The organism is Halovivax ruber XH-70, assembly GCF_000328525.1.
Classification (GTDB): domain Archaea; phylum Halobacteriota; class Halobacteria; order Halobacteriales; family Natrialbaceae; genus Halovivax; species Halovivax ruber.
Genome location: NC_019964.1, coordinates 2,971,223 through 2,996,729, shown reverse-complemented (window position 1 = coordinate 2,996,729; position 25,507 = coordinate 2,971,223). Strand labels below are relative to the sequence as shown.

Annotated in this window: 26 protein-coding genes and 1 pseudogene; 15 read left to right on the top strand and 12 right to left on the bottom strand. The window is 67.6% G+C overall.

From position 1 onward, the window contains the following. Nucleotides 1-340 precede the first annotated feature (340 nt). Nucleotides 341-751 (top strand): universal stress protein, encoded by a 411-nt coding sequence (locus HALRU_RS14415; protein WP_015302124.1) that lies wholly within the window; start codon nucleotides 341-343, stop codon nucleotides 749-751. A 414-nt stretch (nucleotides 752-1,165) separates the two neighbouring features. On the opposite strand, the gene HALRU_RS14410 is transcribed toward HALRU_RS14415, so the two are convergent. From HALRU_RS14410 to HALRU_RS15795, 3 genes are all read right to left on the bottom strand, one after another. Beyond that, on the bottom strand, nucleotides 1,166-3,862 hold the full coding sequence (locus tag HALRU_RS14410; RefSeq protein WP_015302123.1) for a cation-translocating P-type ATPase: 2,697 nt from the start codon (nucleotides 3,860-3,862) through the stop codon (nucleotides 1,166-1,168). A gap of 144 nt (nucleotides 3,863-4,006) precedes the next feature. Then, a complete protein-coding gene (locus HALRU_RS14405; RefSeq protein ID WP_015302122.1) occupies nucleotides 4,007-4,294 on the bottom strand; it encodes a hypothetical protein in 288 nt (95 codons plus the stop codon). Between the two features lie 87 nt (nucleotides 4,295-4,381). Then, nucleotides 4,382-4,546 carry a hypothetical protein gene (locus HALRU_RS15795; RefSeq protein ID WP_171814995.1) on the bottom strand — a complete coding sequence of 55 codons (165 nt, stop codon included), beginning with the start codon at nucleotides 4,544-4,546 and terminating at the stop codon, nucleotides 4,382-4,384. 102 nt (nucleotides 4,547-4,648) lie between these two features. Between HALRU_RS15795 and HALRU_RS14400 the strand changes: the two genes are divergently transcribed. From HALRU_RS14400 to HALRU_RS14390, 3 genes are all read left to right on the top strand, one after another. Next, nucleotides 4,649-5,056: a universal stress protein gene (locus tag HALRU_RS14400; RefSeq protein WP_015302121.1), complete on the top strand. Its 408-nt coding sequence runs from the start codon at nucleotides 4,649-4,651 to the stop codon at nucleotides 5,054-5,056. Nucleotides 5,057-5,212: 156 nt separating this feature from the next. Further along, a complete protein-coding gene (locus HALRU_RS14395; RefSeq protein ID WP_015302120.1) occupies nucleotides 5,213-6,463 on the top strand; it encodes a glycosyltransferase in 1,251 nt (416 codons plus the stop codon). A gap of 63 nt (nucleotides 6,464-6,526) precedes the next feature. Beyond that, nucleotides 6,527-7,417 (top strand): universal stress protein, encoded by an 891-nt coding sequence (locus HALRU_RS14390; protein WP_015302119.1) that lies wholly within the window; start codon nucleotides 6,527-6,529, stop codon nucleotides 7,415-7,417. A gap of 64 nt (nucleotides 7,418-7,481) precedes the next feature. Here the strand turns inward: HALRU_RS14390 and HALRU_RS14385 are convergent, their stop codons facing one another. Continuing rightward, on the bottom strand, nucleotides 7,482-8,456 hold the full coding sequence (locus HALRU_RS14385) for a nucleotidyltransferase family protein (RefSeq protein WP_015302118.1): 975 nt from the start codon (nucleotides 8,454-8,456) through the stop codon (nucleotides 7,482-7,484). Nucleotides 8,457-8,639: 183 nt separating this feature from the next. Continuing rightward, nucleotides 8,640-10,919 carry a pyruvate, water dikinase gene (gene ppsA, locus HALRU_RS14380; RefSeq protein WP_015302117.1) on the bottom strand — a complete coding sequence of 760 codons (2,280 nt, stop codon included), beginning with the start codon at nucleotides 10,917-10,919 and terminating at the stop codon, nucleotides 8,640-8,642. A gap of 146 nt (nucleotides 10,920-11,065) precedes the next feature. On the opposite strand from ppsA, the gene HALRU_RS14375 reads away from it, so the two are divergent. Next, a complete protein-coding gene (locus HALRU_RS14375; protein WP_015302116.1) occupies nucleotides 11,066-12,451 on the top strand; it encodes an ADP-dependent glucokinase/phosphofructokinase in 1,386 nt (461 codons plus the stop codon). Nucleotides 12,452-12,604: 153 nt separating this feature from the next. On the opposite strand, the gene HALRU_RS14370 is transcribed toward HALRU_RS14375, so the two are convergent. The 5 genes and pseudogenes from HALRU_RS14370 to HALRU_RS14350 form a co-directional block, all read right to left on the bottom strand. After that, nucleotides 12,605-12,892 carry a pro-sigmaK processing inhibitor BofA family protein gene (locus HALRU_RS14370; protein ID WP_015302115.1) on the bottom strand — a complete coding sequence of 96 codons (288 nt, stop codon included), beginning with the start codon at nucleotides 12,890-12,892 and terminating at the stop codon, nucleotides 12,605-12,607. Nucleotides 12,893-13,361: 469 nt separating this feature from the next. Next, nucleotides 13,362-13,919: pseudogene (locus HALRU_RS14365) on the bottom strand (dienelactone hydrolase family protein). Nucleotides 13,920-14,269: 350 nt separating this feature from the next. After that, complete coding sequence (locus HALRU_RS14360) at nucleotides 14,270-14,527, bottom strand: HalOD1 output domain-containing protein (protein WP_015302113.1); 258 nt, start codon at nucleotides 14,525-14,527, stop codon at nucleotides 14,270-14,272. Between the two features lie 110 nt (nucleotides 14,528-14,637). After that, nucleotides 14,638-15,228, bottom strand: a complete 591-nt coding sequence (locus tag HALRU_RS14355; protein WP_015302112.1) for a DsrE/DsrF/DrsH-like family protein — start codon at nucleotides 15,226-15,228, stop codon at nucleotides 14,638-14,640. A 1-nt stretch (nucleotide 15,229) separates the two neighbouring features. Then, entirely contained in the window at nucleotides 15,230-15,475 is a 246-nt protein-coding gene (locus HALRU_RS14350) for a sulfurtransferase TusA family protein (protein ID WP_007700612.1), read from the bottom strand. 254 nt (nucleotides 15,476-15,729) lie between these two features. Here HALRU_RS14350 and HALRU_RS14345 point away from each other — a divergent pair, with 254 nt between their 5' ends. The 8 genes from HALRU_RS14345 (at nucleotide 15,730) to HALRU_RS14315 (ending at nucleotide 21,480) form a co-directional block, all read left to right on the top strand. Further along, nucleotides 15,730-16,923 carry an MBL fold metallo-hydrolase gene (locus HALRU_RS14345; RefSeq protein WP_015302111.1) on the top strand — a complete coding sequence of 398 codons (1,194 nt, stop codon included), beginning with the start codon at nucleotides 15,730-15,732 and terminating at the stop codon, nucleotides 16,921-16,923. Nucleotides 16,924-16,943: 20 nt separating this feature from the next. Beyond that, complete coding sequence (locus HALRU_RS14340; RefSeq protein ID WP_015302110.1) at nucleotides 16,944-17,489, top strand: YeeE/YedE family protein; 546 nt, start codon at nucleotides 16,944-16,946, stop codon at nucleotides 17,487-17,489. After that, nucleotides 17,489-17,959: a YeeE/YedE family protein gene (locus HALRU_RS14335; RefSeq protein WP_015302109.1), complete on the top strand. Its 471-nt coding sequence runs from the start codon at nucleotides 17,489-17,491 to the stop codon at nucleotides 17,957-17,959. Before HALRU_RS14340 ends, HALRU_RS14335 begins: the two co-directional genes overlap by 1 nt. Nucleotides 17,960-18,011: 52 nt before the next feature. Beyond that, on the top strand, nucleotides 18,012-19,187 hold the full coding sequence (locus HALRU_RS14330; protein ID WP_015302108.1) for an inorganic phosphate transporter: 1,176 nt from the start codon (nucleotides 18,012-18,014) through the stop codon (nucleotides 19,185-19,187). Nucleotides 19,188-19,338: 151 nt separating this feature from the next. Further along, a complete protein-coding gene (locus HALRU_RS15790; protein WP_015302107.1) occupies nucleotides 19,339-19,476 on the top strand; it encodes a hypothetical protein in 138 nt (45 codons plus the stop codon). A gap of 193 nt (nucleotides 19,477-19,669) precedes the next feature. Next, nucleotides 19,670-20,194, top strand: coding sequence for a DUF7342 family protein (locus HALRU_RS14325; RefSeq protein ID WP_015302106.1), 525 nt, complete (start codon nucleotides 19,670-19,672; stop codon nucleotides 20,192-20,194). A gap of 254 nt (nucleotides 20,195-20,448) precedes the next feature. Continuing rightward, nucleotides 20,449-20,991 carry a DUF7342 family protein gene (locus HALRU_RS14320; protein WP_015302105.1) on the top strand — a complete coding sequence of 181 codons (543 nt, stop codon included), beginning with the start codon at nucleotides 20,449-20,451 and terminating at the stop codon, nucleotides 20,989-20,991. Between the two features lie 3 nt (nucleotides 20,992-20,994). Then, nucleotides 20,995-21,480 (top strand): hypothetical protein, encoded by a 486-nt coding sequence (locus tag HALRU_RS14315; protein WP_015302104.1) that lies wholly within the window; start codon nucleotides 20,995-20,997, stop codon nucleotides 21,478-21,480. A gap of 64 nt (nucleotides 21,481-21,544) precedes the next feature. Here HALRU_RS14315 and HALRU_RS14310 read toward each other — a convergent pair whose 3' ends face one another. Both HALRU_RS14310 and HALRU_RS14305 read right to left on the bottom strand, forming a co-directional pair. Then, the gene (locus HALRU_RS14310) at nucleotides 21,545-22,723 is read right to left on the bottom strand and encodes a PQQ-binding-like beta-propeller repeat protein (RefSeq protein ID WP_015302103.1); all 1,179 of its coding nucleotides are present in this window, start codon (nucleotides 22,721-22,723) and stop codon (nucleotides 21,545-21,547) included. Nucleotides 22,724-22,859: 136 nt separating this feature from the next. Further along, nucleotides 22,860-23,570, bottom strand: a complete 711-nt coding sequence (locus tag HALRU_RS14305) for a hypothetical protein (RefSeq protein WP_015302102.1) — start codon at nucleotides 23,568-23,570, stop codon at nucleotides 22,860-22,862. A 121-nt stretch (nucleotides 23,571-23,691) separates the two neighbouring features. On the opposite strand from HALRU_RS14305, the gene HALRU_RS14300 reads away from it, so the two are divergent. Together HALRU_RS14300 and hemE are read left to right on the top strand one after the other, a co-directional pair. Continuing rightward, nucleotides 23,692-24,327 carry a hypothetical protein gene (locus HALRU_RS14300; RefSeq protein WP_015302101.1) on the top strand — a complete coding sequence of 212 codons (636 nt, stop codon included), beginning with the start codon at nucleotides 23,692-23,694 and terminating at the stop codon, nucleotides 24,325-24,327. A 111-nt stretch (nucleotides 24,328-24,438) separates the two neighbouring features. Beyond that, on the top strand, nucleotides 24,439-25,446 hold the full coding sequence (gene hemE / locus HALRU_RS14295; RefSeq protein WP_015302100.1) for a uroporphyrinogen decarboxylase: 1,008 nt from the start codon (nucleotides 24,439-24,441) through the stop codon (nucleotides 25,444-25,446). Nucleotides 25,447-25,507 lie beyond the last annotated feature (61 nt).

The window sequence follows — 25,507 nt, the reverse complement described above, 5'->3', positions numbered from 1 at the left end:
CGACGCCGGCGGGGTGGGCGCCTGGGTCGACTTCGATGACGAGAACGGTTCCCATGGGCGATGGCGCGGTGCCGATCGCCGAGAAACGCCCCCGGCGGGACGGTCGAATCCGCGGCGCCGCTCCTCCCGTGGCGGTCTCTGCGCAGCGCTCGAACTCGATCGCGGCTCGTCAGTCTTCCTGACACTCGCTGGGGCCGGCATCGAACCTTTACTCCCTCGCAGGCGTAGACGGTGTTCGGATCACCATGGCTGAGCGCGCCCACGAGCGAGCGAGAGCACCGGGCCAACCGTCCGTTCGCGCACGAATCGACTGTCCGCCGCGGAGGGACGGCTCTCGCAGATGACGAAATCCGTCCTCGTCCCCGTCGACGGTTCGGAACAGTCAGAACGGGCGCTCGACTACGCCCTCGAAGCCTTCCCGGATGCGTCGATCACGCTCCTGTACGTGTTCGAGGGGGGACCGCCCGAGATTCACCTTGAACAGCGGGGACAAGATTACGACGCCCTGCGGGAGCGACGCCACGGGATGCTCGAACGGCTGGTCGCGGACCGACCGTTCGAGGGCGACGTCGACACCGCGGTCAGGATCGGTCGCCCGTCGCGAGAGATCGTCGCGTGCGCCGACGATCGCGCCGTCGACCACATTCTTGTGGGAAGCCACGGCCGGGACGGCGCATCGCGGGTGCTCCTCGGGAGCGTCGCCGAGACGGTCGTCCGCCGGGCGCCCGTCCCGGTGACGGTCGTCAGGTGACGTGGCCTGCGAATCGCATCCGCCCTGGTCGACGGTCCGGTATGGGGCGGACCACCCTGATCGAACCGCCGACGACCGAACCCTGTCCGGATAACACCCGTTCGCGATGACGACCGAATCGCCACCGGGGTCGATCGCTCGCGTTCCCCCGATCGAAGGCCGCCGCACGCGACTGGTACGATCGGACCAGCGGCTGGTACGACCGCTTTGCGGATCCGTTCGGGTCGTCCGCGCGCTCGTCGGCGCAGTCGAGGAGCTCCTCACCGCGCTTCGTGGCGATCGGCCGGCGATTTGGTCGTCTCAACGGTCACCGTGTCGTCGCGGCCGGACTCCTATAAAACGCGAACCCGGGACCGACGGCGCGACGACGGATTTCGGGGACGGAAGTGTCGACGGGCGAGCCCGGGGTCGGCCTCATACCGCCCGTTGGGACCGACGACTCCACCACACCTTGTGAAGCTCGATGGCGGCCGCGACGGCGAGTGCGACGGCGGCCAGACCGAGCCAGACGCCCGGCGAAACTGGCGCCGCTTCGAGGAGCGATCGGAGGGGTTCGAGATGCATCGCGGCCACGTGGACGAGGAAGGCGATGATCGTCCCCGTCAGGAGGATCGGGCTCGCAAGCGGCGAGAGTCGGAACAGCGAGACGGTCTCCGAGCGGGCGTTGCCGACGTTGACGATCTCGAACATCACCATCAACAACAGGATGTGGTTGCGGGCGGCCGTCTCGGGGAGCCCCGCACCGAGCAACCAGACGAATACCACGAACGCGAGTGGTCCCATGACGAGCGCCCCGATGACCGTCCGTTCGACCATGAGGCGATCGAAGACCCGCTCCGTCGGCGAGCGGGGCGGCCTGTCCAGGACGTCGTTCTCTTCGGGTTCGAACGCCAGCGCGACGTCCTGGATGCCGTTCGTGACGAGGTTGAGCCAGAGGATCTGCACGGGCGTCAGCGGGAGGGGCAATCCGGCGAGGATCGCCAGCATGATGAGGACGACCTCGGCCGCCCCGGTCGACACCAGCAAGTAGACGATCTTCCGGATGTTGTCGTACGCGATCCGCCCCTCCCTGATCCCGTCGACGATCGAGACGAAATTGTCGTCGCTGAGGACGAGCTCCGATTCGTCGCGGGCGACGTCGGTTCCCATCTGCCCCATCGCGATGCCGATGTTCGCCTGCCGCAGCGCCGGCGCGTCGTTGACGCCGTCGCCGGTGACGGCGACGTAGTGGCCGGCGTCGCCGGCCGCCTCGACGATGGCGAGTTTCTGCGACGGGGAAACCCGCGCGAACACCCGCGTGTCCTCGAGTATCTCCTGCAGTTCACCGCCCGAGACGTCGGCCAGTTCCGCGCCCGTTATCACGTCGTCTCGCTCCTCGGCCAGCCCGAGTTCCCGGGCGATCGTCAGGGCCGTCTCGGGATGGTCGCCGGTGATCATCGTGACGGTGACACCAGCTTTGCGCGCGTCCGCGACCGCCTCCTCGGCCCCCGACCGGAGCGGGTCCATAAGACCGAGAAACCCCAGGAACGTGAGCTCGTCGGGCTCGTCGGGCGGTCCCTCGGTATCGACTCGTTCCTCGAGCGTCCGTTCGGCGACCGCGAGGACGCGGTACCCCTCCTTCGCCATCGCCTCCGCTTCGGCTTCGAGAGCCGTCAGCGAGGCGTCCGGACGCGCGTCTTCGCACATCTCCAGGACGCGTTCCGGGGCTCCCTTGACGAACAGCCGGACCGTCTCGTCCGCCCGGTGGAACGTGGCCGCGTACCGCTGCTCGGATTCGAAGGGGATCTCCCCGACCTGAGGGTACTCCTCGCGCGCTTCGGCACTCGTCCACCCGAGCTTGCGACCCAGGGAGAGCAACGCGATGTCGGTCGGATCGCCGCGCCAGGACCACTCGTCGTTCCGCAGAGCGAGCGTTCCCTCGTTACAGAGAACCGCCGCTCGTGCGATTCGATCGAGGTGGTCGTGGGCCTCGACGTCGACCTCCTCGCCGTTCTCGCGGACGGTCCCGTCCGGTTCGTACCCCTCCCCGGTTACGTCGTATGTGGTCCCGTCGGCCAGTCGAATCTGCGTGACGGTGAGTTCGTTGGCGGTGAGCGTGCCCGTCTTGTCCGACGCGATCATGGTACAGCTCCCGAGCCCTTCGACCGCGACCATCTGTCGGACGATGACGCCGACGTCTGCCATCCGACGGCTGGCGACCCCCAGCGCGACGGTCATGCCGACGGGAAGCCCTTCGGGGATCGCCGAGACCGCCAGGGCGACCGCGAACAGGAACATCACGAGCACGTCGTACTCGTGGACCACGACTCCCAACACCGCGATGAGCGCCGCCGCGACGAGGACCGCGACGCCGATCACGCGCGTGAATCGCTCCATCCGCGTCACGAGCGGGGGTCGCTCGCCCTCGAGGGTGGTCACGTCCGCCGCCAGTTGGCCGATCTTCGTGTTCGTCCCGGTGTCGACGACGACCCCTGTCCCCCGTCCCCGTGCCACGCTCGTCCCCGCGTACGCCATGTTGCGCCGGTCGCCGAGCGACGTCTCCGCCGTCGCTTCCCAGTTCTCGTCCTTCGCCACGGGCTCGGATTCCCCCGTAAGCGGCGCCTCGTCGATCCTGAGGTCGGCGGTCGCGGTCAGGCGAACGTCGGCGGGAACCCGGTCGCCCGACTCCAGGCGCACGACGTCACCCGGGACGACCGCGTCGCTGTCGATATCGCGCGTTTCCCCGTCGCGGACGACGGTCGCGCGCTCCTCGATCAGTTCCTGCAGCGCTCGAGTGCTCTTCTCGGCCTGCCACTCCTGGAGGCTGCCGATGACCGCGTTGATCGCCAGGACCGCCGTGATGAACGCGGCGTCTAACTGTTCGCCGATGGCGAGCGAGACGACGCCCGCGACGATGAGAACGTAGATGAGCGGATCTTTGAACTGTCGGGCGACGATCCGCCAGGCCGGCGTGCGGGCCGCCCGGGGGAGGCGATTCGGCCCGTACTCCTCCAGACGGGATTCGGCGTCGTCGCTCGAAAGCCCCCGTCCGTCGGTTTCGTGCGCGTCGTAAACGTCCTCGACGGGCGCGGCGTACCAGTCGTCGGACTCTGCCGTGATCGCCTCACTCATCGTCGTCACCTTGCCGGGTGCAGTCGCTCACGCCCGAGCGAATTCGTCGGATTGCGATTCGGTTCTGCGCATCGACGTCGCGCGAGATTCGACACCGTCCCGTGCCGTATGCCCATCGCATGCGTGTCGAAACACCCGAGATAGTCACGGTGGGCGGTTCCCGTCCGGACCGCTCGCGAACCGAAGCGCCCCTGGCTTCGGGTTCACCCATCGTCTCGGCCGTGCCTTCCTCCAGCCCGCTGGGGTCGGACGGATCCCCTCGTCGCACTCCGCGTCGCGGTCGCTCGATCCGACGGGTGCGACGCGGCCTGACATGAGATCGACGACGTGTAACGCGGTGACTTCGTCGGCAAGAACCGACGGGAAACCGTCCGCCGGCCCGGCGAACTCGCAGTCCGATCCGTCGAGCGGGCTGAGAACGTACTGTGACATGGTGAGGGGCGGTACGAACGACGCGGGTCTAGGGCGTCGGACTAGCGCTTCCCCGCCGGCGCGTATAAAACGGGAGCCACGGGGCGTTCAGAAGAGGGTATCTGGCGGCGTGACGAGATACGTCAAAAACACGACAAGAGCCAGGAGGACGCCGAGAAGGGTATGGAGCCACCGATTGACCAATCGCCATCGCCCCGACGGGCCGTACCCCCGTCCGTTCGTCGGGACGACCGCGAACTCGTCGTTGTCCATCCTGACGACGCGTGATCGCTTCGAACGCGGTGAACTCGCGGGTGGTCCGGGAGCGACCCCGTCCTGCCCGGGTACTAAGCCACTTCTGGCCGAACGTTTCGTATGGGAACCACCGTCCTCGTCCCCGTCGACGGCTCGTCGCAGTCGGACGATGCGCTCGCCGAAGCCTTCGAGCTGTTTCCGGACGCCAGGGTCGTCGTCTTGCACGTGGTGCAGGTCACTCGAATCCCGTCCGATCCGGAAGTGTCGCCCTACGAACTCGCGCGAGCTGAGGGGGAGGCGATTCTCGAGGAGGCGAGGGAGCTGGCGGCCGCGAACGGGCGTGCCGTCGAGACCGAACTCGTCGAAGGCAACGCCCCGCGGACGATCGTCGAGGCCATCGACGACCACGACGCCGATCACGTCGTGATGGGGAGCACCGGGCGCTCCGGCCTCTCCAGGGTGGTGCTCGGAAGCGTCGCGGAAGCGGTAACGCGTCGGTCCCCCGTTTCGGTCACGATCGTTCGGTGAGCCGAGGCCCGGAGCCGTCGGGACCGCGCCGCCATCGCGATTCGCACGCGGTGGCGGACTGACGGCTCGTCGCAGTCGGACGATGCGCTCGCCGAGACGGATCCGACCGACCCCAAACTGATACCACCGTCGTCGTCGTACCGACGGGTACGGACGATGCACGCTCCATCACTCCCGGATCGATCGATCGAGGCGTACGCACCCGTGACGGGAGCCGATCGACTCGACCGGCTCCGATCGCTCGCCGCGGCGCTTTCGGACGTCCGGGTCCTCCACGTCAACTCGACCGCGACCGGCGGCGGCGTCGCCGAGTTGCTCCCTTCGATCGTTCCGGTGTGCATCGATCTCGGCGTCGACACCGACTGGCTCGTCATGGACGCCGACGACGACTTCTTCGAAGTGACGAAGGCGACCCACAACGGGCTCCAGGGTGACGCCGAGCCGCTGACCGAGGAGATGAAAGCCACCTACCGCGAGACGACCGAGCGAAACGCGGCCGAGCTGGAGGGCGCGTACGACCTCGTCGTGATCCACGATCCCCAGCCCCTCGGGATGATCGACCGGCTCGAGCGAACGATGCCCGGGGCCCCGATCGTCTGGCGCTGTCACATCGACCTCACCGATCCCTCCGACGAGTACCTCGCGTTCGTCTCGGAGTACGCGACTCGGGTCGACAACGCGATCTTCAGCCGGTCGGCCTACGGGGCGGAGATCGACGTCCCGGCCCAGAGCGTGGTCCACCCGTCGATCGATCCGCTGACGGCGAAGAACCGCTCGCTCGACGCGGAGACGGCGGCTGCCGAGCGCGACCGGCTGGATCCGCTGTCGTTCGACGCGCCGCTCGTCACGCAAATCTCGCGCTTCGACCCGTGGAAGGACCAGTTCGGCACTCTCGAGGCGTTCCGCCGCGCTCGCGAGGAGATTCCGGACCTCCAGCTGGCGCTGGTCGGGAGCATGGCCGGCGACGATCCGGAGGGCGTGGAGCTGTACGAGCGCGTCGCCAGGGAAGCGGTCGACGAACCGGACGTCCACGTGCTGACCGATCGCCCGGACGTGACGGTGAACCTCCTCCAGCGCGAGTCCGACGTCGTCGTCCAGAAGTCGCTTCGCGAGGGGTTCGGTCTCGTCGTCTCGGAGGCCCTCTGGAAGCGCACGCCGGTCGTCGGCTCGAACGTCGGGGGGATCCCCCTGCAGATCGAAGACGGCCACACTGGGTACCTCGTCGAACCGGATGACGTCGCCGGCGCCGCCGACCGGATCGTCGCCCTCCTCGACGACGAGGACCGGCGAACGACGTACGGCGAGAACGCGCGAGAACACGTTCGCGAGCACTTCTTGCTTCCCCGCCAGCTCGCCGACCTGCTCGCGGTCTTCGCCGAGGTGCTCGATCGCGACGGCCCGGGCTGACGGAACCCGCCTCGTCGTCGGCCGCCCTGCACCATTATCCGCCGTGACGGTGAGTAGACCACTATGAGCCGGCTCATCGAGTCGATACTGATTCCGACGGACGGCAGCGAGGGGGCGCTCGCGGGCGCGAAGTACGGGATCGCGCTCGCGTCGCGAACCGGTGCCGACGTACACGTCCTCACCATCGTCGACGCCCGACACGTCCCGGCCGACGCCGAAACGGTCCTGGCCGAGCTCGAGGCGGACGCGGAGGAAGCGGTCGAGGCGGTCGCGAGCATGGTCGAGGCTGCCGACGCGGACACCGAAGTCGTGACCGCTGTCGAGCGGGGGACGCCGTTCCAGTCGATCAGGGAGTACGCCCACAGACGGGAGATCGACGTCATCGCGATGGGAACGAAGGGTCGGACCGGCATCGACAGGATTCTCCTGGGGAGCGTCACCGAGAACGTGCTCCGGACGGCGCGCACGCCGGTGCTCGCCGTCCCCCCGAACGCCCCGGTCTCCGACGCCGCGGGCGTGACGTTCGAACGGCTCCTCCTGCCGACCGACGGCAGCGAGGGCGCCGCGATCGCGACCGACTGGGGGATCGCCCTGGCGACGCACCTGGACGCGATGGTCCACGTGATGTCCGCCGTCGACACGAGTCCGTTCCCCGGCGGCCGGGAGCCGGACGCCCTCCGCGAGGAACTCGAGCGTCGCGGCGAGGCGGCGATCGAAACGGTCCGGGAGCGCGCGGAGGAGGCCGCAGTCGGCGTCTCCGACTCCGTCGAGACGGGCGATCCGGTGACGGCGATCACCGCGGCCGCGAGCGACTACGGCGCCGACCTGATCGTCATGGGGACCCACGGCCAGACCGGAGTCGGGCAGTGGTTCCTCGGGAGCGTCACCGAAAACGTCGTTGGCCAGGCCGACGTGCCGGTGTTCTGCGTCCCGGTCGCCGCCGAGTCGCCGTGATAGGGACGCCCGGGCCTCGCGCCGTCTCGACTCGCTCACTGCGGGTGCGACCGCCACGGCGTCGTCACTCCCGCGAACCGTCCGGAATCCGGGTGTGGGCGCCGACCATCGCGTCCGCGAGGTCGAGTCCCTCCAGCGTGGCGCCCTCGTCGACGATCGACCGCCGGACGGTCGTTCCCGCGAGCGTCACCTCTGGGAAGATCACCGCACGCTCGAGTTCGGCGTCGACGAGGCTCGCCTCCGCCATCACGTGGACGTTCGACCCGACGGCGACGGTCTCGAGGGACGCCGAGTCGGCGACCAGCGAATCGCCGCCGAGGCGCCAGGAAACGGCGTCGAGGTAGCTCTCCCTGGTGCCGACGTCGAACCAGGCCCCGTCGAACGCGTACGCGTACGTCGGTTCCCGGTCGTAGAGCCACTCGACGAACCGCCCCGGCTCGTCCGGGTCGTTCCCGGCCTCGAGGCACGTCGAGAGCAGTGAGAGGGTCTCGCGGGGGAACGCGTAGCACCCGATCGAGACGCGCGTCCCGGGCGGATCGTCGGGCTTTTCCACGAAGTCGACGACGCGGTCGCCCTCCAACTCGACGACGCCGTAGCCGCCGGCCCGCTCGGGCTCGCCGACGTCGTAGGCGGCGATCGTCGGGGCGTCCCGCCGGTCGAAGAACGCGAGGAAGGACTCGATCGCGAAGTCGAAGACGTTGTCGCCCGCGATCACCAGCAGGTCGTCGTCGATTCCCTCGCGGTCGATCAACTCCTCGAGCGCGCCGACGACGCCGAACTTCTCGCCCTCCTCGCGCGTCTCCTCGATCGACAGCTGCGGTTTCTCGTAGGGACGATCGGCCAGGTGCGCCTCGAAGTCGGGGGCGAACCGCTCGTTCGTGCTCACGTAGACCGTGTCGAGCCGATCGGCCGCCTCGAGTTCGGTGTAGAGGCGGTCGATGACGGTTCGTTCGCCCAGCGGGAGGAACATCTTCGGTCGGTGGCGCGTGATCGGCCAGAGCCGCGTGGCGTACCCGCCGGCCAGGACGACGGCCTTCATGGGTTCGATTCACCGGCGTCGGTTCGCCGACTCGTCGGTGCGGGCGTCGACGCTCTCGTCCGCGGTGTCCGAGCTGCGAAGTCAGTGCTCATGCGAACCTGGAGTGGTCTCACTCCCACGACGCTATTGGTAAACCTTTCATCGGGATCGACGACGGGGAGCGCCCGGGTGGCGGACCGGCCGTCACCCGTTCCGCTCGTGTTCGGCGACCGTCAGCAACGTCTCGACGGCGACGTCCGGCGAGACCGAGATCGAGTCGATGCCGGCCTCGAGCAGGAACTCGGTGTACTCCGGAATCGTCGAGGGCGCGTCGCCGCAGATCCCGACCGGCCGGTCGTGGTCGTGGGCTGTCTCGATCAGCGACTCGATCGTTCGGGTGACCGCCTCGTCGCTCTCGTCGAACAGCGGCGCGAGTTTCTCCGAGTTCCGGTCGACGCCGAGGGTGAGCTGGGTGAGGTCGTTCGAGCCGACGGAGAAGCCGTCGAACAGCGCCGCGAAGCGGTCCGCGAGCACGACGTTCGCGGGCAGCTCGGCCATCACCCAGACGTCGAGCTCCGCGGGCGGCAGGCCGAACTCAGCCAGGAGCTCGAGGACGCGCTCGCCCTCCGCGGGCGTGCGACAGAACGGGACCATCACGACCACGTTCTCGAGGCCCACCTCCTCGCGAACTTGCCGGAGCGCCTCGCACTCCAGCCGGAACGCCTCGCGGAACGCCTCGTCGTAGTACCGGGCGGCGCCCCGCCAGCCGAGCATCGGGTTGGCCTCCTCGGGTTCGTACTTCCACCCGCCCTCGAGGTTCCGGTACTCGTCGGTCTTGAAGTCGCTGAGCCGGAAGACGACGTCGTCGGGGTAGAATGCGGCGCCGATCTTCGCGATGCCGGTCCGCAACGCGTCGACGAACCGCTCTTCCTCGCCGCGCTCGAGCAACTCGAGCGGGTGATAGCCCACGTGGGACGTGACGATGAACTCCTCGCGCGCCAGTCCGACGCCGTCGACCGGGAGGTTCGCGAGCGCGAACGCCCGGCCGGGGTCCCCGAGGATCAGCCTGACGTCGGCGTCCGTCTCGGGAAGCTCGTCGACCGCCTCCTCGGTCACGTCGTACTCGAGCTCGCCCTCGAAGACCCGTCCGGTGTCGGTCGAGCAGTCGACCGTCACCTCGGTTCCGTTCGACAGGACCTCGGTCGCGTTCCCGGTGCGGACGACCGCGGGGACCCCGAGCTCCCGCGAGACGATCGCCGCGTGGGACGTCTTGCCGCCGCGATCGGTCACGATGGCGCTCGATCGCTTCATCACGGGCCCCCTGTCCGGGTCGGTCATCTCGGTGACGAGCACGTCGCCGTCCTCGACCCGGTCCATCTCCCGGAGATCCGAGAGGACGCGGACGGACCCGGACGAGATGGCGTTTCCGATTGCGATCCCGTCGAGCACCTCCTCGGCCGTCTCCGCGAGATCGTACGTGCGAAGGACGTTCCCCGCGGCCGCCCCGTGGACGGTCTCCGGCCGTGCCTGCACGACGAACAGCTCGTCCAGTTCGCCGTCGACGAGCCACTCGATGTCCTGGGGCCGCCCGAAGTGTTCCTCGATGCGGGTCGCGTACTCCGCCAGCTCCCGGATCCGGTCGTCGGAGAGTGCGAACGCCTCGCGTTCCTCCGCCGGGACCGACTCGAGCTTGGTGCCGCCGTTCCGACGAACCATGCGCTGGGCCTTCCCGCCGACCGCTTTCTCGACGATCCCGGTCGTCGGTTTGAAGACGACGTACCTGTCGGGATCGACCACCCCTTGGACGATCGGTTCCCCGAACCCGTAGGCCGCCTCGATCGTGACGACGTCCTCGAGGCCGGTGTCGGGGTCCAGGGTGAAGAGCACGCCCGACGACGCGCGGTCCGCCCGCCCCATCTTCTGGACCCCGACGGCGAGTTTGACCGCGAAGTGATCGAAGTCGTTGTTCTCGCGGTAGGCGATCGCCCGGTCGGTAAACAGCGATGCGAAGCAGTGTTTGATCGAGTCGATCAGTTCCCGCCGCCCGGCGACGTTCAGGAACGTCTCCTGCTGTCCGGCGAAGGAGGCCTCCGGCAGGTCCTCGGCGGTCGCGGAACTCCTGACGGCCACCTCGGGGTCGTCGATCCCGAGCTCGTCCGCGAGCTCCTCGTAGCGCTCGAGGATTCGGGACGCTAGGTCCGCGGGCATCTCCCCCTCGGAGATGAGATCGCGGACGGTTTCGCCGCGCCGCTGGAGGTCCGCCACGTCGTCGGCGTCGAGGTCGGCGAGTTCCGCCTCGATCGCCTCGCCGACGCCGGTCCCTTCGACGTAGTGGTCGTAGGCCGCGGCCGTCGTCGTGAATCCCGGCAGGACGGGCACGTCCAGGTCGGCGAGCTCCCCGAGGTTCGCGCTCTTGCCCCCGACCGAGTCAGTGTCCTCGCCGCTGACGTCCGCCAACCGCCTGGTAAACGCGTTTTCTACCATCGGTCTGTCACTCCGACCACGCGAGCGCCAATAAGCCGGTGGGTGAGCGGCCAGTCTGAGGATGAGCGGCCGCGCGACGGCCCGGTCGGCCGCTCGGCGGGGCTCGCCCACACACCGTTAATCCGATCGGTGTGGTAGGCGGCCGTATGACCACCGAGCGCGAGCGGCTCGACGCCGACATCGCCGCCCTGGACGGATTGCCCCTGTTCGTCGCGTACAACGCGAACGTGGACGGCATCGTCCGGGTCGACGACGACCTCGAGGCGTTCCTCGAGCGACCGTCCGAACCCGGCGATCGACTGCCGCCGGACCCGCTCGACTCGCGGCGCAATCTCGCGGCGGCAATCGCGCACACGATGGCGGCCGGCCGGGGCGACGAGATCGCGATGACCGGCGCGTTCGCCGCCGCCCTCGAGGCGGAGCTTTCGCCCGACGCCCAGCAGATGGGCGGTCAGACGGGTATCATGACCAACCTCGTCTCCTCGCTGGGGGCGGCCCCGATTGCGTACACCTACCTGCTCTCGGAGCGCCAGGTGTCGCTGTTCGACCGCCCCGACCGGGTCCAGTACCCGCTCGTCGAGGGCGGGACGGTCAGGCTCGTCCCGCTCGCCGAGGCGGTAAACACCGACCGGACGAAGATCAACTGGGTGTTCGAGTTCAGGACCGGCGACGAACTGTTCGGCGTCCGGGCAACAGACGACTCCCGGTTCATCGCCGCGTCACGGCCCCCGGAGTTCGACCTGTCAGCGGGCGCCCTCGACGCGGCCGTCGACCAGGTCGGCGCCCGCGTCGACGGGGCGCTGCTGGCCGGCTATCACAACCTGACGCCGGCGCACGTCGACGGCGACTACGCGGGGCGGCTGCGTCACGCCCGGGACGTGATCCGCGGGCTCCGGGCCGGTGGCGACGTCGACGTCCACGTCGAGTACGCCGTGACTCACGACGACGACCTCCGAGCGAGCATCTACGAGTGGATCCTTCCGGAGGCGGACGTGATCGGGGCGGACACCCACGAACTCTCGCTGCTCGCCGACGACGCGGGTCTGGACGTCGTACCCGCGCGACCGACGGAGGAGACGCCGTTCAACCCCGACGAGATCCTCGCCCACTACCAGATACTCTCTGCGCTCCGCGCGGAACTCGGCGTCGACTGCATCCGGTTGCACGTGATGGAGTACCACCTCGCCGTGATGGAATCGTACCACCCGCCGGACGCGGTCCGACGCGGGCTTGAGTTCGCCGCCATCAACGCCGCGACCAAGGCCGCACGGGGCGACATCACGGCACCAGCCGACCTCGAGACAGGCCTGACGTACGACCCCTCCGCGAAGGGCCGGGAGGCCGTCGAACGCCTCGCCGACCATGTCGGCGCCTCGACCGAGGGCGGCCAGCTCGCGACGCCGACGGTCGTCGCCTGCCCGAACCGGGTCGTCGAGGACCCCGCCGGCACGGTCGGCATCGGCGACATCGTCTCCGCGTCGAGTTTCGCCATCGAAACGGCTGTCGCGAACGATCGCGACGGCGACCGGTAGCGCGGCGGACCTGACCGGCAGTCCGACGGACGTGAACGGTAGTTCACCGACGGGACCCCTGGTCCACCGGGCGCGACCGCTCGATGGATGTCGAGCCCGGTCAAAACCCGGAGCGGGAGCGCTCCGGTTGCGCTTGGGCGCGGCGACGACGGGCTAGATCGCGGCGAGCAGCGCGATCACTGTAGCGGGTTCGAAGCCGATCCCGAGGTAGGCAAGCAGGACGACGAGGATCGCGCCGGGGATGCCGCCGATGGCGACGACGAGCACGACCAGCGGCGTGATCTCGACGCCGAAGCCGAGCCAGGCGAGTAACAGGAGGCCCAACAGGCCGACCACGGCGTTGACGATGAAGGGCTTGATCGTCCGGATGATCCGGTAGGCGCCGAACGCGAACGCGAGGACGAACAGAAGGACGAGCAGTCCGAGACCAGATATCGGCATGACTGAGACTCTGCGAGCCCGGAGTATATGCCTTGGCACCGTTTTCGTTCGCGAACTGTTCGACACGCCCGATATCACCACCGTTCTGGCGGAGGGGCGGCGGGTACTCGAACCCGGCGAGTGACTCTTCGTCGTCCCGTAGCGACGCGGGGATTCCCACGCGGCTCTGTACGAAGCCGCCCACGATCGGCTACCGACCTACGGCGGCCGTCGACCGATTTTACATCCGCGAGACGCTGCTGGATGACGGATCGTCGACCACCGAATCGAGACGGTGTGGCGACTGCCCATGGAGGTGATGCACGGACGGGTCGCCTGACTCTCCACTCCTCGGGAAGGACGAACGGGGAGAGCGATCCGAGGACCGGGGCGACACGGCTCTGAGGCTGTGACGACTCGCCCGAAGAGTCGTCGAACCCACCACAGTTGCGGTCCCGGCATCGAGCGCTCAGGGAAGCGCCGCTGCGAACTAGTTGGCTGCGACTGCGGCGACCTCCTCCAGTTCGGCCGCTTCCTCGAAGAGGTGGCCGGCGCCCTCCACGACGTGGAGTTCGTACTCGCAGGTGAGCTGAGCGGCGGCCCCCTGTTGAGTTCGAGCACCTGGGTATCGGCACCCCAACGATGAACAGGTGGGTGCTCGAACGTCTGGAAGCGCCTCGGCCGCCATGTAGACGCGGCCGCCACGCGAGACGACGGCATCGATCTCGCCCTGCAACCGCGTCGCGCCTCGGAGCGCCGATGCGCCGCTCGTACTCGAACCGAAGTATCCGACGTTCGCGTCGCGAGTCTCCTCCCGGTCCCACACCCACTCGGTGACTGCGACCAGACGGTCTGTCAGTAACGGGATGTCGAAGCGCTTCTCGCGGTTTCGGTTTTCCCGTTCGGTGAGTAGGTCGAACAGCAGCCTTCCCAGTCCTCGCTTTCGGATGACGTCCGCGACGAAGTTGTTGCGGGGACTCTTCCGGCTCGAGGCGCTCCCGTGGGCGAAGACGACCACGCCGGGGGCGTCGGCCGGAGCCGCCAGCATGCCCTCGAGTTCGACGCCGTCGACCGGAATGGAGACCAGCGTCTCTGGACGCGATGCCGTATCAAAATGGACGCCGCCGGTATCCTGTATTCGGTGATCTGCATCCGCCAGAAGTGACGAAATCGGTGTACTCGTGGGGCTGTGGCACAGTCTGAACGGACGACCCCCGGCTCAGCGTCGCGGTGCGTTATCGTCGGCCGTCGTTTCGCTCGCAGATGTGGCCTCGACGGCCGTCCCCACGGTCCACTTCGCTCCGGTGACGCGTGACGACGGCGCCGCGCTGGGTCTGCGATGGCGGATCGATCGAAATGCTGCTGGTTGCGATTGCCCGGTCGTTTAGCGTCTGGGTCTCACGTGACGTCGACTGTGCCGTCCGCCCGGACCGTCACCTCGTGACCGCGGTAGTCGAACCGGACCGTCCCGCGGGAGGGGTCGGTCGGTGTGGGCGCGAACAGGCGGTCGAGCGCTTCCGGATCGAGGACCTCGTAGAGGGGCGGATCGAGCATCGCCGGATCGACTCCGTCGGCCTCGGCGACGGCCTCGACGACGCGCAGGCTCGGTGGCTCGGGCAGTTCGGTCGGTGTCGACGTGGGATGATCCGTATTCATGTTCGTGAGGTGAGATCGATGTGAGTCGTAGTGTGGTGACAGCCTGTCGTCATGGAGTTCCGCGTACGGTAGTGGGGTGTCGCGTGTCGTAGTGAGATGTCTGCGCGCGATCAGACCAGCAACTGGACGTCCGATTCGGCCATGTGCTGGATCGCGGTTGCGGCGCCGACGCCGGTCGTGACGCCGTCGTAGAAGTCGTCCTCGTCGTAGTCCATCAACTCGATGGTCATCTGGCAGGCCTGGAGGTCGACGCCGCTCTCTAACGACAGGTCGATGAGTTCCTCGATGGTGGCCGTGCCGTTCTCGTCGATCTTCTTCTCCATCATCTTCGTCGCCATCGCGTCCATGCCGGGGAGCGCAGCGATCGCGTTCGGGAGCGGCATGTTCGGGTTGCCGACGGCGGACAGTTTGAGGTCCTGTGAGTTCTCCTCGTGGAGGATGTCGAGACCCCAGAACGTGTGGAAGACCACGACGTCCCAGCCGAAGGCGGCGGCCGTGCTCGCCAGGATGAGCGGCGGGTAGGCCATGTCGAAGGTGCCCTGGGTGGCGACGATGGTCATCTTCTTCCCGTCGTCTCCGGTGTCGGTCTCGACGACCGACGCTTCGAGCTCCTCGACGCGCTCGCGCAGCGCCGCGAACTCCTCGGGGTCGATCTCCGGACCAGCGGTTTCAGTCGCGGATGGTTCGTTCTCTGCGCTCATCTTACGCGGTCTTCTCGACGTAGTGTTTGTAGACGTCGTCGCCCTCGACCTGGTCCAGGAGGGTCACGCCCTCGGTCCCCTCGGCCCAGCCCGCGAGGTCGCTCATGCTGCCGGAGTCGGTCGCGACGACTTCGAGGATCTGACCCTCGTCGAGGTCGTCGACCGCCCCCTTCGTCTTGACGACTGGCATTGGGCAGGACTGTCCTTTCACGTCGAGCGTCTCGGTGATGTCGTATTGCGAACTCATGTTGTATTGGTGCTCTGTATTGGAGCTACCACACAATATTGGGGCGGACCATAAAAGAATGTCGATTAGTGGGGTGGATACGAACAACCGTGATATCGAGGGTGCGAAATGGTGGGTCTATATTGGCGTATCACGCACGCATACGAACAAACAACAGAACACTCCCACACAGGATTGCTGTCCAGTATTGTGTGGATGGGGGATTACTATGAAAACCCTTATGTGCGAGCACCCGGTACGAAGCGGTGTACAACATGGCCGACATGGACTTACCCGAACTCGACGTGGAAATCGAATCGATCGAGCCGAGCGAGCTGAAAGCCCAGATCGACGACGGCGAGCAGGTCACACTGCTCGACACGCGCATGGAGTCGGAGTACGACGAGTGGAAGATCGACGGTGAGACCGTCGAATCAATCAACGTCCCCTACTTCGAGTTCCTGGACGACGAGATCGACGACGACGTCCTCGCCCAGGTGCCCGACGACCGCGAGGTCACGGTCCTCTGTGCGAAGGGCGGCTCCAGCGAGTACGTCGCCGGCGTCCTCAAAGAGCGCGGCTACGAGACGAACCACCTCGAAGACGGGATGAACGGCTGGGCGCGCATCTACGAGCGCGTCGAGGTCTCGCGCTACGACGGCGCCGGAACGCTCTACCAGTACCAGCGTCCCTCGAGCGGCTGTCTCGGCTACCTCCTCGTCGACGGCGACGAGGCCGCCGTGGTCGACCCGCTTCGGGCGTTCACCACCCGCTACCTCGACGACGCCGACGAACTCGACGCCGACCTCACCTACGCCATCGACACGCACATCCACGCGGACCACATCAGCGGCGTCCGTGCGCTTGACGACGAGGGTGTCGAGGGCGTGATCCCCGAGGCGTCCGTCGACCGTGGCGTCACTTACGCCGACGAACTGACGCTCGCCGCCGACGGCGACGAGTTCGCGGTCGGTGACGCGACGATCGAGACCGTCTCCACGCCCGGGCACACCTCCGGGATGACCTCGTACCTGTTCGACGACTCGCTGCTGGCCACCGGTGACGGCCTCTTCATCGAGAGCGTCGCTCGTCCCGATCTGGAGGAGGGCGACGACGGCGCCCCCGAAGCCGCGGGACAGCTCTACGACTCGCTCCAGGAACGCGTCCTGACGCTGCCCGACGACACGCTGATCGGCGGCGCCCACTTCAGCGACGCGGCCGACCCCGCCGCAGACGGAACCTATACGGCTCCGATCGGCCAATTGGAAGACGAGATGGACGCACTCACGATGGCGAAGGACGACTTCATCGAGCTGATCCTCTCGGACATGCCGCCCCGTCCGGCCAACTACGAGGACATCATTCCGACCAACCTCGGTCAGCAGGCCGCCACCGACGACGAGGCGTTCGAACTCGAGCTCGGCCCGAACAACTGCGCGGCCAGTCAGGAATCGCTGGCCGGTGACTGAACACCGTGATCGAGATCGCAATGCCTCCTGAACTCACGCCGCTGCTGGCGGCGGCCGACCTCACATCGCTCTCGGCAGCCGCCGAGTTCGCCCCCCTCGCGATCCCGGCAGAGCCGTTCCCCAACGGGATCGGCCGCTACGCCATCGGGGGCCTGCTCGTCGGCCTCGGCGCCGTACTCATCTACCTCGGGACGGGGATCATCGCCGGTGCGAGCACCTTCCTCGAGTCGACGCTGTCGTACGTTTCCGGGCAGTCGCGCTTCCAGAAGTACCGGTACGACCGGGACTGGCGCGTCCTCTTCACCGTCGGGATCGTCCTCGGCGGGGCGGTCTACGCCGTCTTCTGGCAGGGCGGCGCCTGGATGACGGATGTCCAACCCTGGCGACTCCTGCTCGGCGGCGTGCTCGTCGGCATCGGCACCCGAATCGGGAAAGGTTGCACCTCGGGCCACGGCGTCTGTGGCGTCGGCTCGGCCTCGAAGACCTCGATCGTCGGCGTGATCACGTTCCTCGCCGTCGCGATCGTGACCGCACAGGTCGTCGCCGCACTGGGGGTGAGCCCGTAATGGCGGCCCCTGACCGCACCGAGCACCCGCTGTTCGGACCGCTCGTACTCGTCGGCGGCCTCGTCTTCGGGTTCGGCCTGGCCTACAGCCACATGGCCCGACCGGAGGTCGTGCTCGACTTCCTCCAGTTCGAGGACTTCGGGCTCCCGTTCGTCATGTTCGGTGCGGCGATCGTGACGGGGATCGCGTTCTTCCTCGTCCCCCGGATCCGCGATCGCGCGCCGATGACGGGCGACGCGTACGAACGCCGCCTCAAGCCCTTCGATCGCAACGTGCTGATCGGCGGGTCGATCTTCGGCGTCGGCTGGGGTCTCTCCGGGATCTGTCCCGGCGCGGCCTACGCCAGCATCGGCATCGGCAACGTCACCATCCTGTGGGCACTCGTCGGCATGTTCGCCGGCGCGTACCTCCAGGGCGTCTGGCGCAGCCGCTCGCAGGACACCGACGCAACGGCCGCCTCGGCCGACTGAGCATCACGTGCTGAATCACCCTCGCTTACACTTTCTATACGTGAGACGATAGATGGATCTAGCGACCGTTCTCCTGTTCGGCCTGGCCGCACTCGCGAGTCTCTTCATGGCCTGGGTCATCGGCGCCGGTTCGAGCGGCGCGACCCCATTCGCCCCCGCCGTCGGGGCCAACGCCATCTCGACGATGCGGGCCGCCTTTATCGTCGGGATCCTGGGCTTCGTCGGGGCGGTGACGCAGGGTGCGAACGTCTCGGAGGCCGTCGGCAGCGGTCTCGTCGACGGCGTCACGCTCCCGCCGACCGGCGTCATCGCCGTGTTGCTCATCGGCGCCGGCCTGATGGCGATCGGGATCGCGACCGGCTACCCCATCGCGACGGCCTTCACCGTCACCGGGTCGGTGATCGGCGTCGGGCTGGCCCTGGGCGGGTCGCCCGCGTGGGCGAAGTACGTCGAGATCGGCGCGCTGTGGCTTTTCACACCGTTCGTCGGTGGCGGGATCGCCTACGGAATCGCGAGCGTTCTCCCCCGCCAATCCGTCCCCGAGACCCGGAGCGTCCCGATCCTCGCCGGCGTCGTCGGGGCCGTCATCGCGAACCTGGAGTTTTCGTTCCTGGCGCCGATCGGCGGGAGTCTCGCGGCCGGCGGCGCCCGCGCGCTGCCCATCGGCGCGACCGCGAGCGCGATTGCGACCTCGTTCGGCGTCGGACTCCTCGCCGCGGTCGTCGTCCGCTGGGACGTCCGCCGTGACTTACACGGCGGACTCCGGCGATTCCTGCTCGTCCTCGGCGGCCTCGTCGCCTTCTCTGCCGGTGCGAGTCAGGTCGGGCTCGCCGTCGGACCGCTGTTGCCTCTGCTCTCCGAGGTATCGATGGTCCAGCCGATCGTCGTCCTCCTCGGCGGTGGCCTGGGGATCCTCGTCGGCTCCTGGACCGGTGCACCCAGAATGATCAAGGCGGTCTCTCAGGAGTACGCCTCGCTGGGCCCGCGGCGCTCCATCGCGACGCTGGTCCCCTCGTTCCTCATCGCCCAGACGGCCGTCCTGCTTGGCGTACCGGTCTCGTTCAACGAGATCGTCGTGAGCGCGATCGTCGGCAGCGGCCTCGCCGTCGGCGGCGCCGCGTCCGTCAGCCCCCGAAAGCTCGGCGTGACGGTCCTCGCCTGGATCGGCTCGTTCGTCCTCGCGTTCGTCCTCGGGTACGGCGGGATGGCGGCCGTCGGAGCGGTGTAGGGGAGCGTGGTAGCTGTGACCGTAGCAAATGGTGGTTGTCATCTGGGGACACTGCCGTTTCGAGCCAGCAGGAGTCGCGAATTAGTGGGGCCATCGTACCTGACGATTGAGTACCGACAGAATGATGGCAATTGTCACCGGACGGGTTCCTATGGGGGCGCCCTCAGGAGATCCCGACGATGGCGAGAACAGCGAGAAGGTCCCGCTGGGAACCGTTCTCTTCGAGTCCCTCCCGGATCCAGAGGCTGACTCGGTGGCGGCGGTCCGCGAACTCCGCGAGCAGGTGTGACGGTATTTTCACCTGACGCTTTTACCGTAGCCACTGCCGGTAGTTCGAACGCGATCTCTCTCTCTGAGTGTATCTCGGTCGGCAAACGGGCTCGCGACCTCACGGTCGCAGTGAATAATCGTATCCGCACGGATGAAGGAGATATATTCTACCCGATGGATATATGTTCACCGCCGCCGCCGTAGTACCAGCCATGCCCGACGATACCGAAACCGGTGACGATCCGGCCGGCCCGTCGATGACGCGCGGAGAGCGGGTCCGGGCGGCAGCGCGGACGCTCAGAACACCGCGTACCGCTTCCTGGGTCGCGGACGAGACGGACGTCTCGCAGAAGACGGCCCAGAAATACCTCGACCAGCTCGTCGAAGACGATGTCCTTCGACGGCTCGAACACGGTGATCAGACGCTCTACTGCGTCGACCAACTCATGGCCACCTACCGAGAGGTCGCCAGTCTCCAGCGCGAACACGACCGCGAGGAGTTGACCACCGCGCTCGAATCGATGCGGACGACGATCGCGGACTGGAAAGTCGAATACGACGTCGATTCACCCGGTCAACTGCGTGCCAGCATCTCCGACGTCGACGATCCGTCCGAGCGAACGGCTCGGCGAGACGTCGCCGGCGAGTGGGAGCATCTGGCCGACCGTATTCCGGTCGTCAAAGCTGCCCTCTCCGAGTACGACTGGGCCGCCGAACGGGACGCCGTCCCCGTGTGACCGATGGGGCTCTGGAGGACGTGAGCGGCACTGTCACCTACCGGCCGGAATTCCAGGTGGACGAGTAGGGGGCTCTGCTGTAGTCTTCTCCCCCTCAGTTACCGTCAGTGGCCGGGGTCAAGCTGGTACACTGTGGAGAACGTTCTGTGGTCCGGTCCGACTCTCACCCAATACATCTGGATAGGGATCGAGGTCCACTCAATATACGACGAACCATCTCAACCTATATTAAGACAGAGGCCGAACGAGCGCGTATGAGCGAAGACGAATTTGATACGGACACGGGACTACGAGACCGGCAGACCACCGGCGAGGACCGCGTGCGGATGGTCGCCCGGCAGTTGTCGGAGCCACAGACGGCGAACTGGATCGCCGCCGAAGCGGACTGGTCGCACGGCCCCACAAGCCGCGTCCTCGAACGGCTCGTCGAGGACGGGGTCCTCCACTGTGACGACCGCGGCACGCACACGACGTACTACCCGGACTACCGCCGGCAGGCGATGCAGGAGTCGATGCGGCTACGAGACGGCGAGCACACTGTCGAGGAACTCACCGACCGCCTTACCGACATGAAGGCCCGGATCAGAGGGTGGCAGGACGAGTTCGACGTCGAAACACCGAACCAGCTTCGCGGTACCATCGCCGACGAGGCCCTCGACGCCGACGAGGAGGATCGCCGTCGCGAGATCGCCGGCGAGTGGGACCACCTGCAACGACGCATCGAGATCGTCGGGTTCGCCGTCCGCGAATGGGACTTTCTGGCTCCCACGACGGAGCCCGCCGGGGCGAACTGCTGACGGATGTCCGTTCCGCATCCGGGCAGTGACCCGAACGCGAATCTCTACGCCCAACTGAAGCGTGACGTACTCGACCGCGTTCCCCAAATAACGGCGGTCGAGTTTGTGCCGGACGATATCGAGGCAACGCAGTTACGGGCGACGTTCGACCCGACTCGTCTCGATCCGCCGGCGGGGCCCGAGTCTCCGACCTTGACGATTAAGTGGTATCGTCAGGATCCACACGATTGGTTCCGCATCGACTTCACCGACCCGAATACGGGGTTTCACGCTGGTTGGCATCAGGACGAGGACCACCCCGACCTTGGACGGGCGCACTTCCAGTACACCGCCGCCGATGAGACGGACCGATGGGGCCTCACGTTCGAACACGAGACGCCTTCTCTGATTCTCTGGGAGGTCGTCGAAACGCTTCTCGGGGACGTGCGACCGGCGTACCAGTTCTCGAATGCGGAGCGTTCCTTCGGTGACGACTCCTCGGAAACGTAGCGAGCGCTATACTACAGTTCCGCCTCTGACTACTGAGTCCACACTGCCTGCGGATGCGTGTCGGTTACCGAAGCAGTGAGAGGCCCATGGAGGTTCCCTCCCGGATTACGAACCCGTCTTCAACCGGGACGAGCCCATCGATCGTCCCGAGGTGATACGCCGCGCGCGACCAGGTGATCCGTTCCTCGCCCGTCGATCGGTCGTAGACGGTGACTCCGTCGTTCGTCCGTCCGAACGCGACCCAGTCGTCGCCGACCACCGGACGGCTGGTGACGATCCCGGTGCCGGCGGTCCAGCGGATCTCGCCCGTGGTCGCGTCGAGAGCCACGCTCGTGGACCCGGTGCCGGCGGGAACGAATACCTCGTCGCCGGCCACCGCGAGTCCGGCGTCGGCTCTGTCGACACCCGGAAGCAAGCGGGACCAGTCGACGTCCCCGGTCCTGGCGTCGATTGCGTATACCGTCCCGCTGTCGTCGACGGCCCAGGCAGTTCCGTCGAGGACCGTGGGGGACCCGACGAACGCGCCCGAGACGTGCCAGCGTTCCTCGCCGTTCAGGTCGTACGCGAAGATACCGCTGACCCGCGAGTCATTGCGAGTCGTGTAGACGCCTCCGTCGTCGAGCGAAAGCGTCGTGCCGGCACCCTTGAGCCACTGGACCGTCCCGGTAAATATGTCGACGGCGGTGGGACTCAATCCGGCGACGTAGATGGTGTCATCGAGAACCGCGGCAGTGACATCGTTGTAGTGGTGACTTACGGCGTCAGCTCGCCAGTACCGGTCGCCCGATGCCCGGTCGAGGGCGGCCAGTCGATTCGTTCCCGGGGTGAAGACGGCCCCGCAGGCGAGCACCGGGACGGCATTGATGCCGTCGTCGAGGTCGCGATTCCAGATCGGCCCGTCCAGCGGCGCGTCGAGGTCGATCGCGACGAGTCCTCCGGTCGCGGGGACGTACACCGTTCCATCCCCGACCACGGGGAGGGACGAGGAGTGTTGCTGACTATCGTCACGGACACCGGCGAGCAGGTCCACAGCGGCGGCGTCGTGCGCCGGCGGAGCGGTGTCGGTCCGACCGGTGCGTCCGGGATCGCCACCGGCGGTCGGCCACGCGCCAGCGGGCTCGTCACAGGGGCCGTCGATCGGGGTATAACCGGCAAGCTCGCGGCGAATCAGACCGATACAGCCGGCTGTTCCGACGGAAGCGGCCGTACCGGTAGCCGCCAGGAGGGCTCTCCGTGAGGACATCGAATTTCGATCCACCCGACAGCAAAAAGAACATTTCGAACGGCCGGTTGCAGAAGAGTACGTCGGCGACTGTCCCGGCGGTCACGTCCCCGGCCGTCGCGGTCAATCAGAAATACACGAGCGCACCGACCGCACGTCACCCCTCGCGTCCGGCGACGACGACCACCGCCGAGGCGGCGGCGATCGCGCCGATGGCCACGACGAACCAGGAAAGTAGCGTCCGCGACAGGCCGGGAATCGGTTCGAACAGCGGCGTGAAGATGCGGCCGTCGAGTGCGACGATGGCGATTGCACCAATCCCGTCGAAGAGGAGGTCGAGCGGCGTGTCGAATCGGCCGTAGTGTTCGAGGACGCGTTCGATCCCGGCGCGGTCGCTGGCGACTCTGGCGGCGTGTTCGAGGACCTCCCAGGCGACGCCGGCAGCGAGGGTGAGGCCGATCGTCGCCGCCCCGACGGACCGGCCAAGCGGGCCCGGCAACACGTCGGCGCCGGCGACGACCACCCACGCGTAGACGAGCGCGGCGACCAGCGCCGCCGAGACGGTGTGGGTCACGTGATCCCACCACCAGACCGTGTCGTACCACCCGTGCATGCCGAGCATATGAAGAAAGCCGGCCACGGCGATACACAGCGGCAGGATCGGTCCGAAGTCGACGCTGGTGTCGACGAGACTGGCGATGCCGTACTCCACGACGAGCGGGCTCGCGGTCGCGGCGAGCGCGGCGGCCGCGTTGACGGCGACGTCCGCTTCGCGCCGGTCGACGCCGAGCCAGAGCGACGTCACTAGCCCGCCCACGACGAGGGCGAGGCCGACGGTCACGAGGGAGGTCGACGAGAGGAGGGGCACGTCCGTTGTCCACACCTCGGGGCGCGTGCGCCCTAATCCTTGCCATTGGAGCCAAAACCGAATCGCCGTCTTTTGGGCCGCGAAACGGCTATAGGGTCAGCCTCCCTATTTCAGGTACACAATGATGGCGACGACGCACGCGTTGCTGGGAATGGCCCTCGCTCTTCCCGTCGTTGTTGGCGCGCCGGAGCTGGCGCCGGTCGCAATCCTGGCGGGCCTCGTCGGTGGCCTCCTGCCGGATCTCGACCTCTACGTCGGGCATCGACGAACCCTCCACTACCCCATCTACGGCTGGCTCGCGGCGATTCCCGCGACCGCCGCTGCGCTGGTCGCCCCGTCGGCCGTGACGGTGGGCGTCGCGATCGCGCTCACTGCGGCCGCGCTCCACGCCGCGACCGACGTCGCCGGCGCCGGCCTCGAACTCCGGCCCTGGCAGGCCGGCAGCGACCGCGCGGTCTACAGCCACTACCACGACCGCTGGCTCACGGCCAGGCGCTGGGTCCGCTACGACGGCTCGCCGGAGGACCTCGGGCTCGCGAGCGTCGCCGGCGTCGCCGTGATCGGCCTGGCTGCCGAGCCCGCCGGCCCGATCGCCTGGGGCCCTGTTGGCGGTCTCCTCGCGGTCTCGACCGTCTACGTCCTCCTTCGCAAGTCGCTCGCCGACCTCGCCGTCAGGCTCGTCCGGTACGTCCCCGCCCCGCTCAAGGTACACGTCCCCTCCCGGTATCTCGAAACCGGCGCCGTCGACGGGCGGTGACCGGTCGCAACGGATAGTCGGTGCTCGATTGAAATCGAAGGGCGGCGACCGTTCAGATCGAACCCGTCGCGGGTCACAAGGGTTAGGCCCGCTCCCCCCGAATCACCGCCCATGAGAGACCTGTTTCTCCGGGCGGCCCGCGGGGAGCGAACCGAGCGGCCGCCGGTCTGGATGATGCGACAGGCGGGGCGGTACCTTCCCGAGTATCGCGAACTGCGCGCGGATTACTCCTTCCTCGAGGCCATCTCGACGCCCGACCTCGCGGCCGAGATCAGCCTCCAGCCCTACGAACGGTTCGAACCGGATGCCGTCGTCATGTACTCGGATATCCTGACGGTGCTCGAACCGCTCGGCTTCTCGTACCATCTGGAGTCGGGCGTGGGCCCCGTCGTCGAGAACCCGGTCGAGTCGCCGGCCGATACGGACCGGACGGTCGAGGACGTCCGCGAGCACCTCCCCTACGTCGGAGAATTGCTCTCTCGACTTGCCGCCGAACTCGGGTCGGACGCCGCGACGCTCGGCTTCACGGGCGGTCCGTTCACCCTCGCCGCCTACACCTGCCAGGGCGAGCCCTCGCGGAGCTTCATGGCCGTGCGCCGACTGCGCGCCGAGCACCCCGAGGCATTCGAGCGCCTCCTGCGCGCGTTCACGGACGTGATAGTCGATTACGTCGAATTCCAGGTCGAGTCGGGTGCCGACGCGATCCAGCTGTTCGACACCTACGCTGGCCTCCTCTCGCCCGCAGACTACCGGCGCTTCGTCCTCCCGTTACACCGCGAGATCGTCGAGGCGACCGACGCGCCCACGATCGTCTTCGCCCGGAACCTCTCGGGTAACCTCGACTTACTCGCCGACACCGGCGCCGACGTGGTCGGCCTCGACTGGACGGTCGACGTCGCCGCGGCTCGCGAGCAACTGGGCGACAGACCGATCCAGGGCAACCTCGATCCCGCGCTGCTCTACGGCGAGCCCGACGCCGTCCGCGAGCGCACCCTGGAGATCGTCGACGCCGCCGGCGAGGCGGGGCACATCCTCAACCTCGGCCACGGCGTCGACCGGCACACCCCGGTCGAGAACGTCGCGGCCTTCTTCGAGGCGGCGCAGTCGGTCTCGCGGTAGTGTGGATGACGAAGCTGGTTTCGCAATATTTTGGACGGCGCAGCGATGGGCCGCTCGGTGG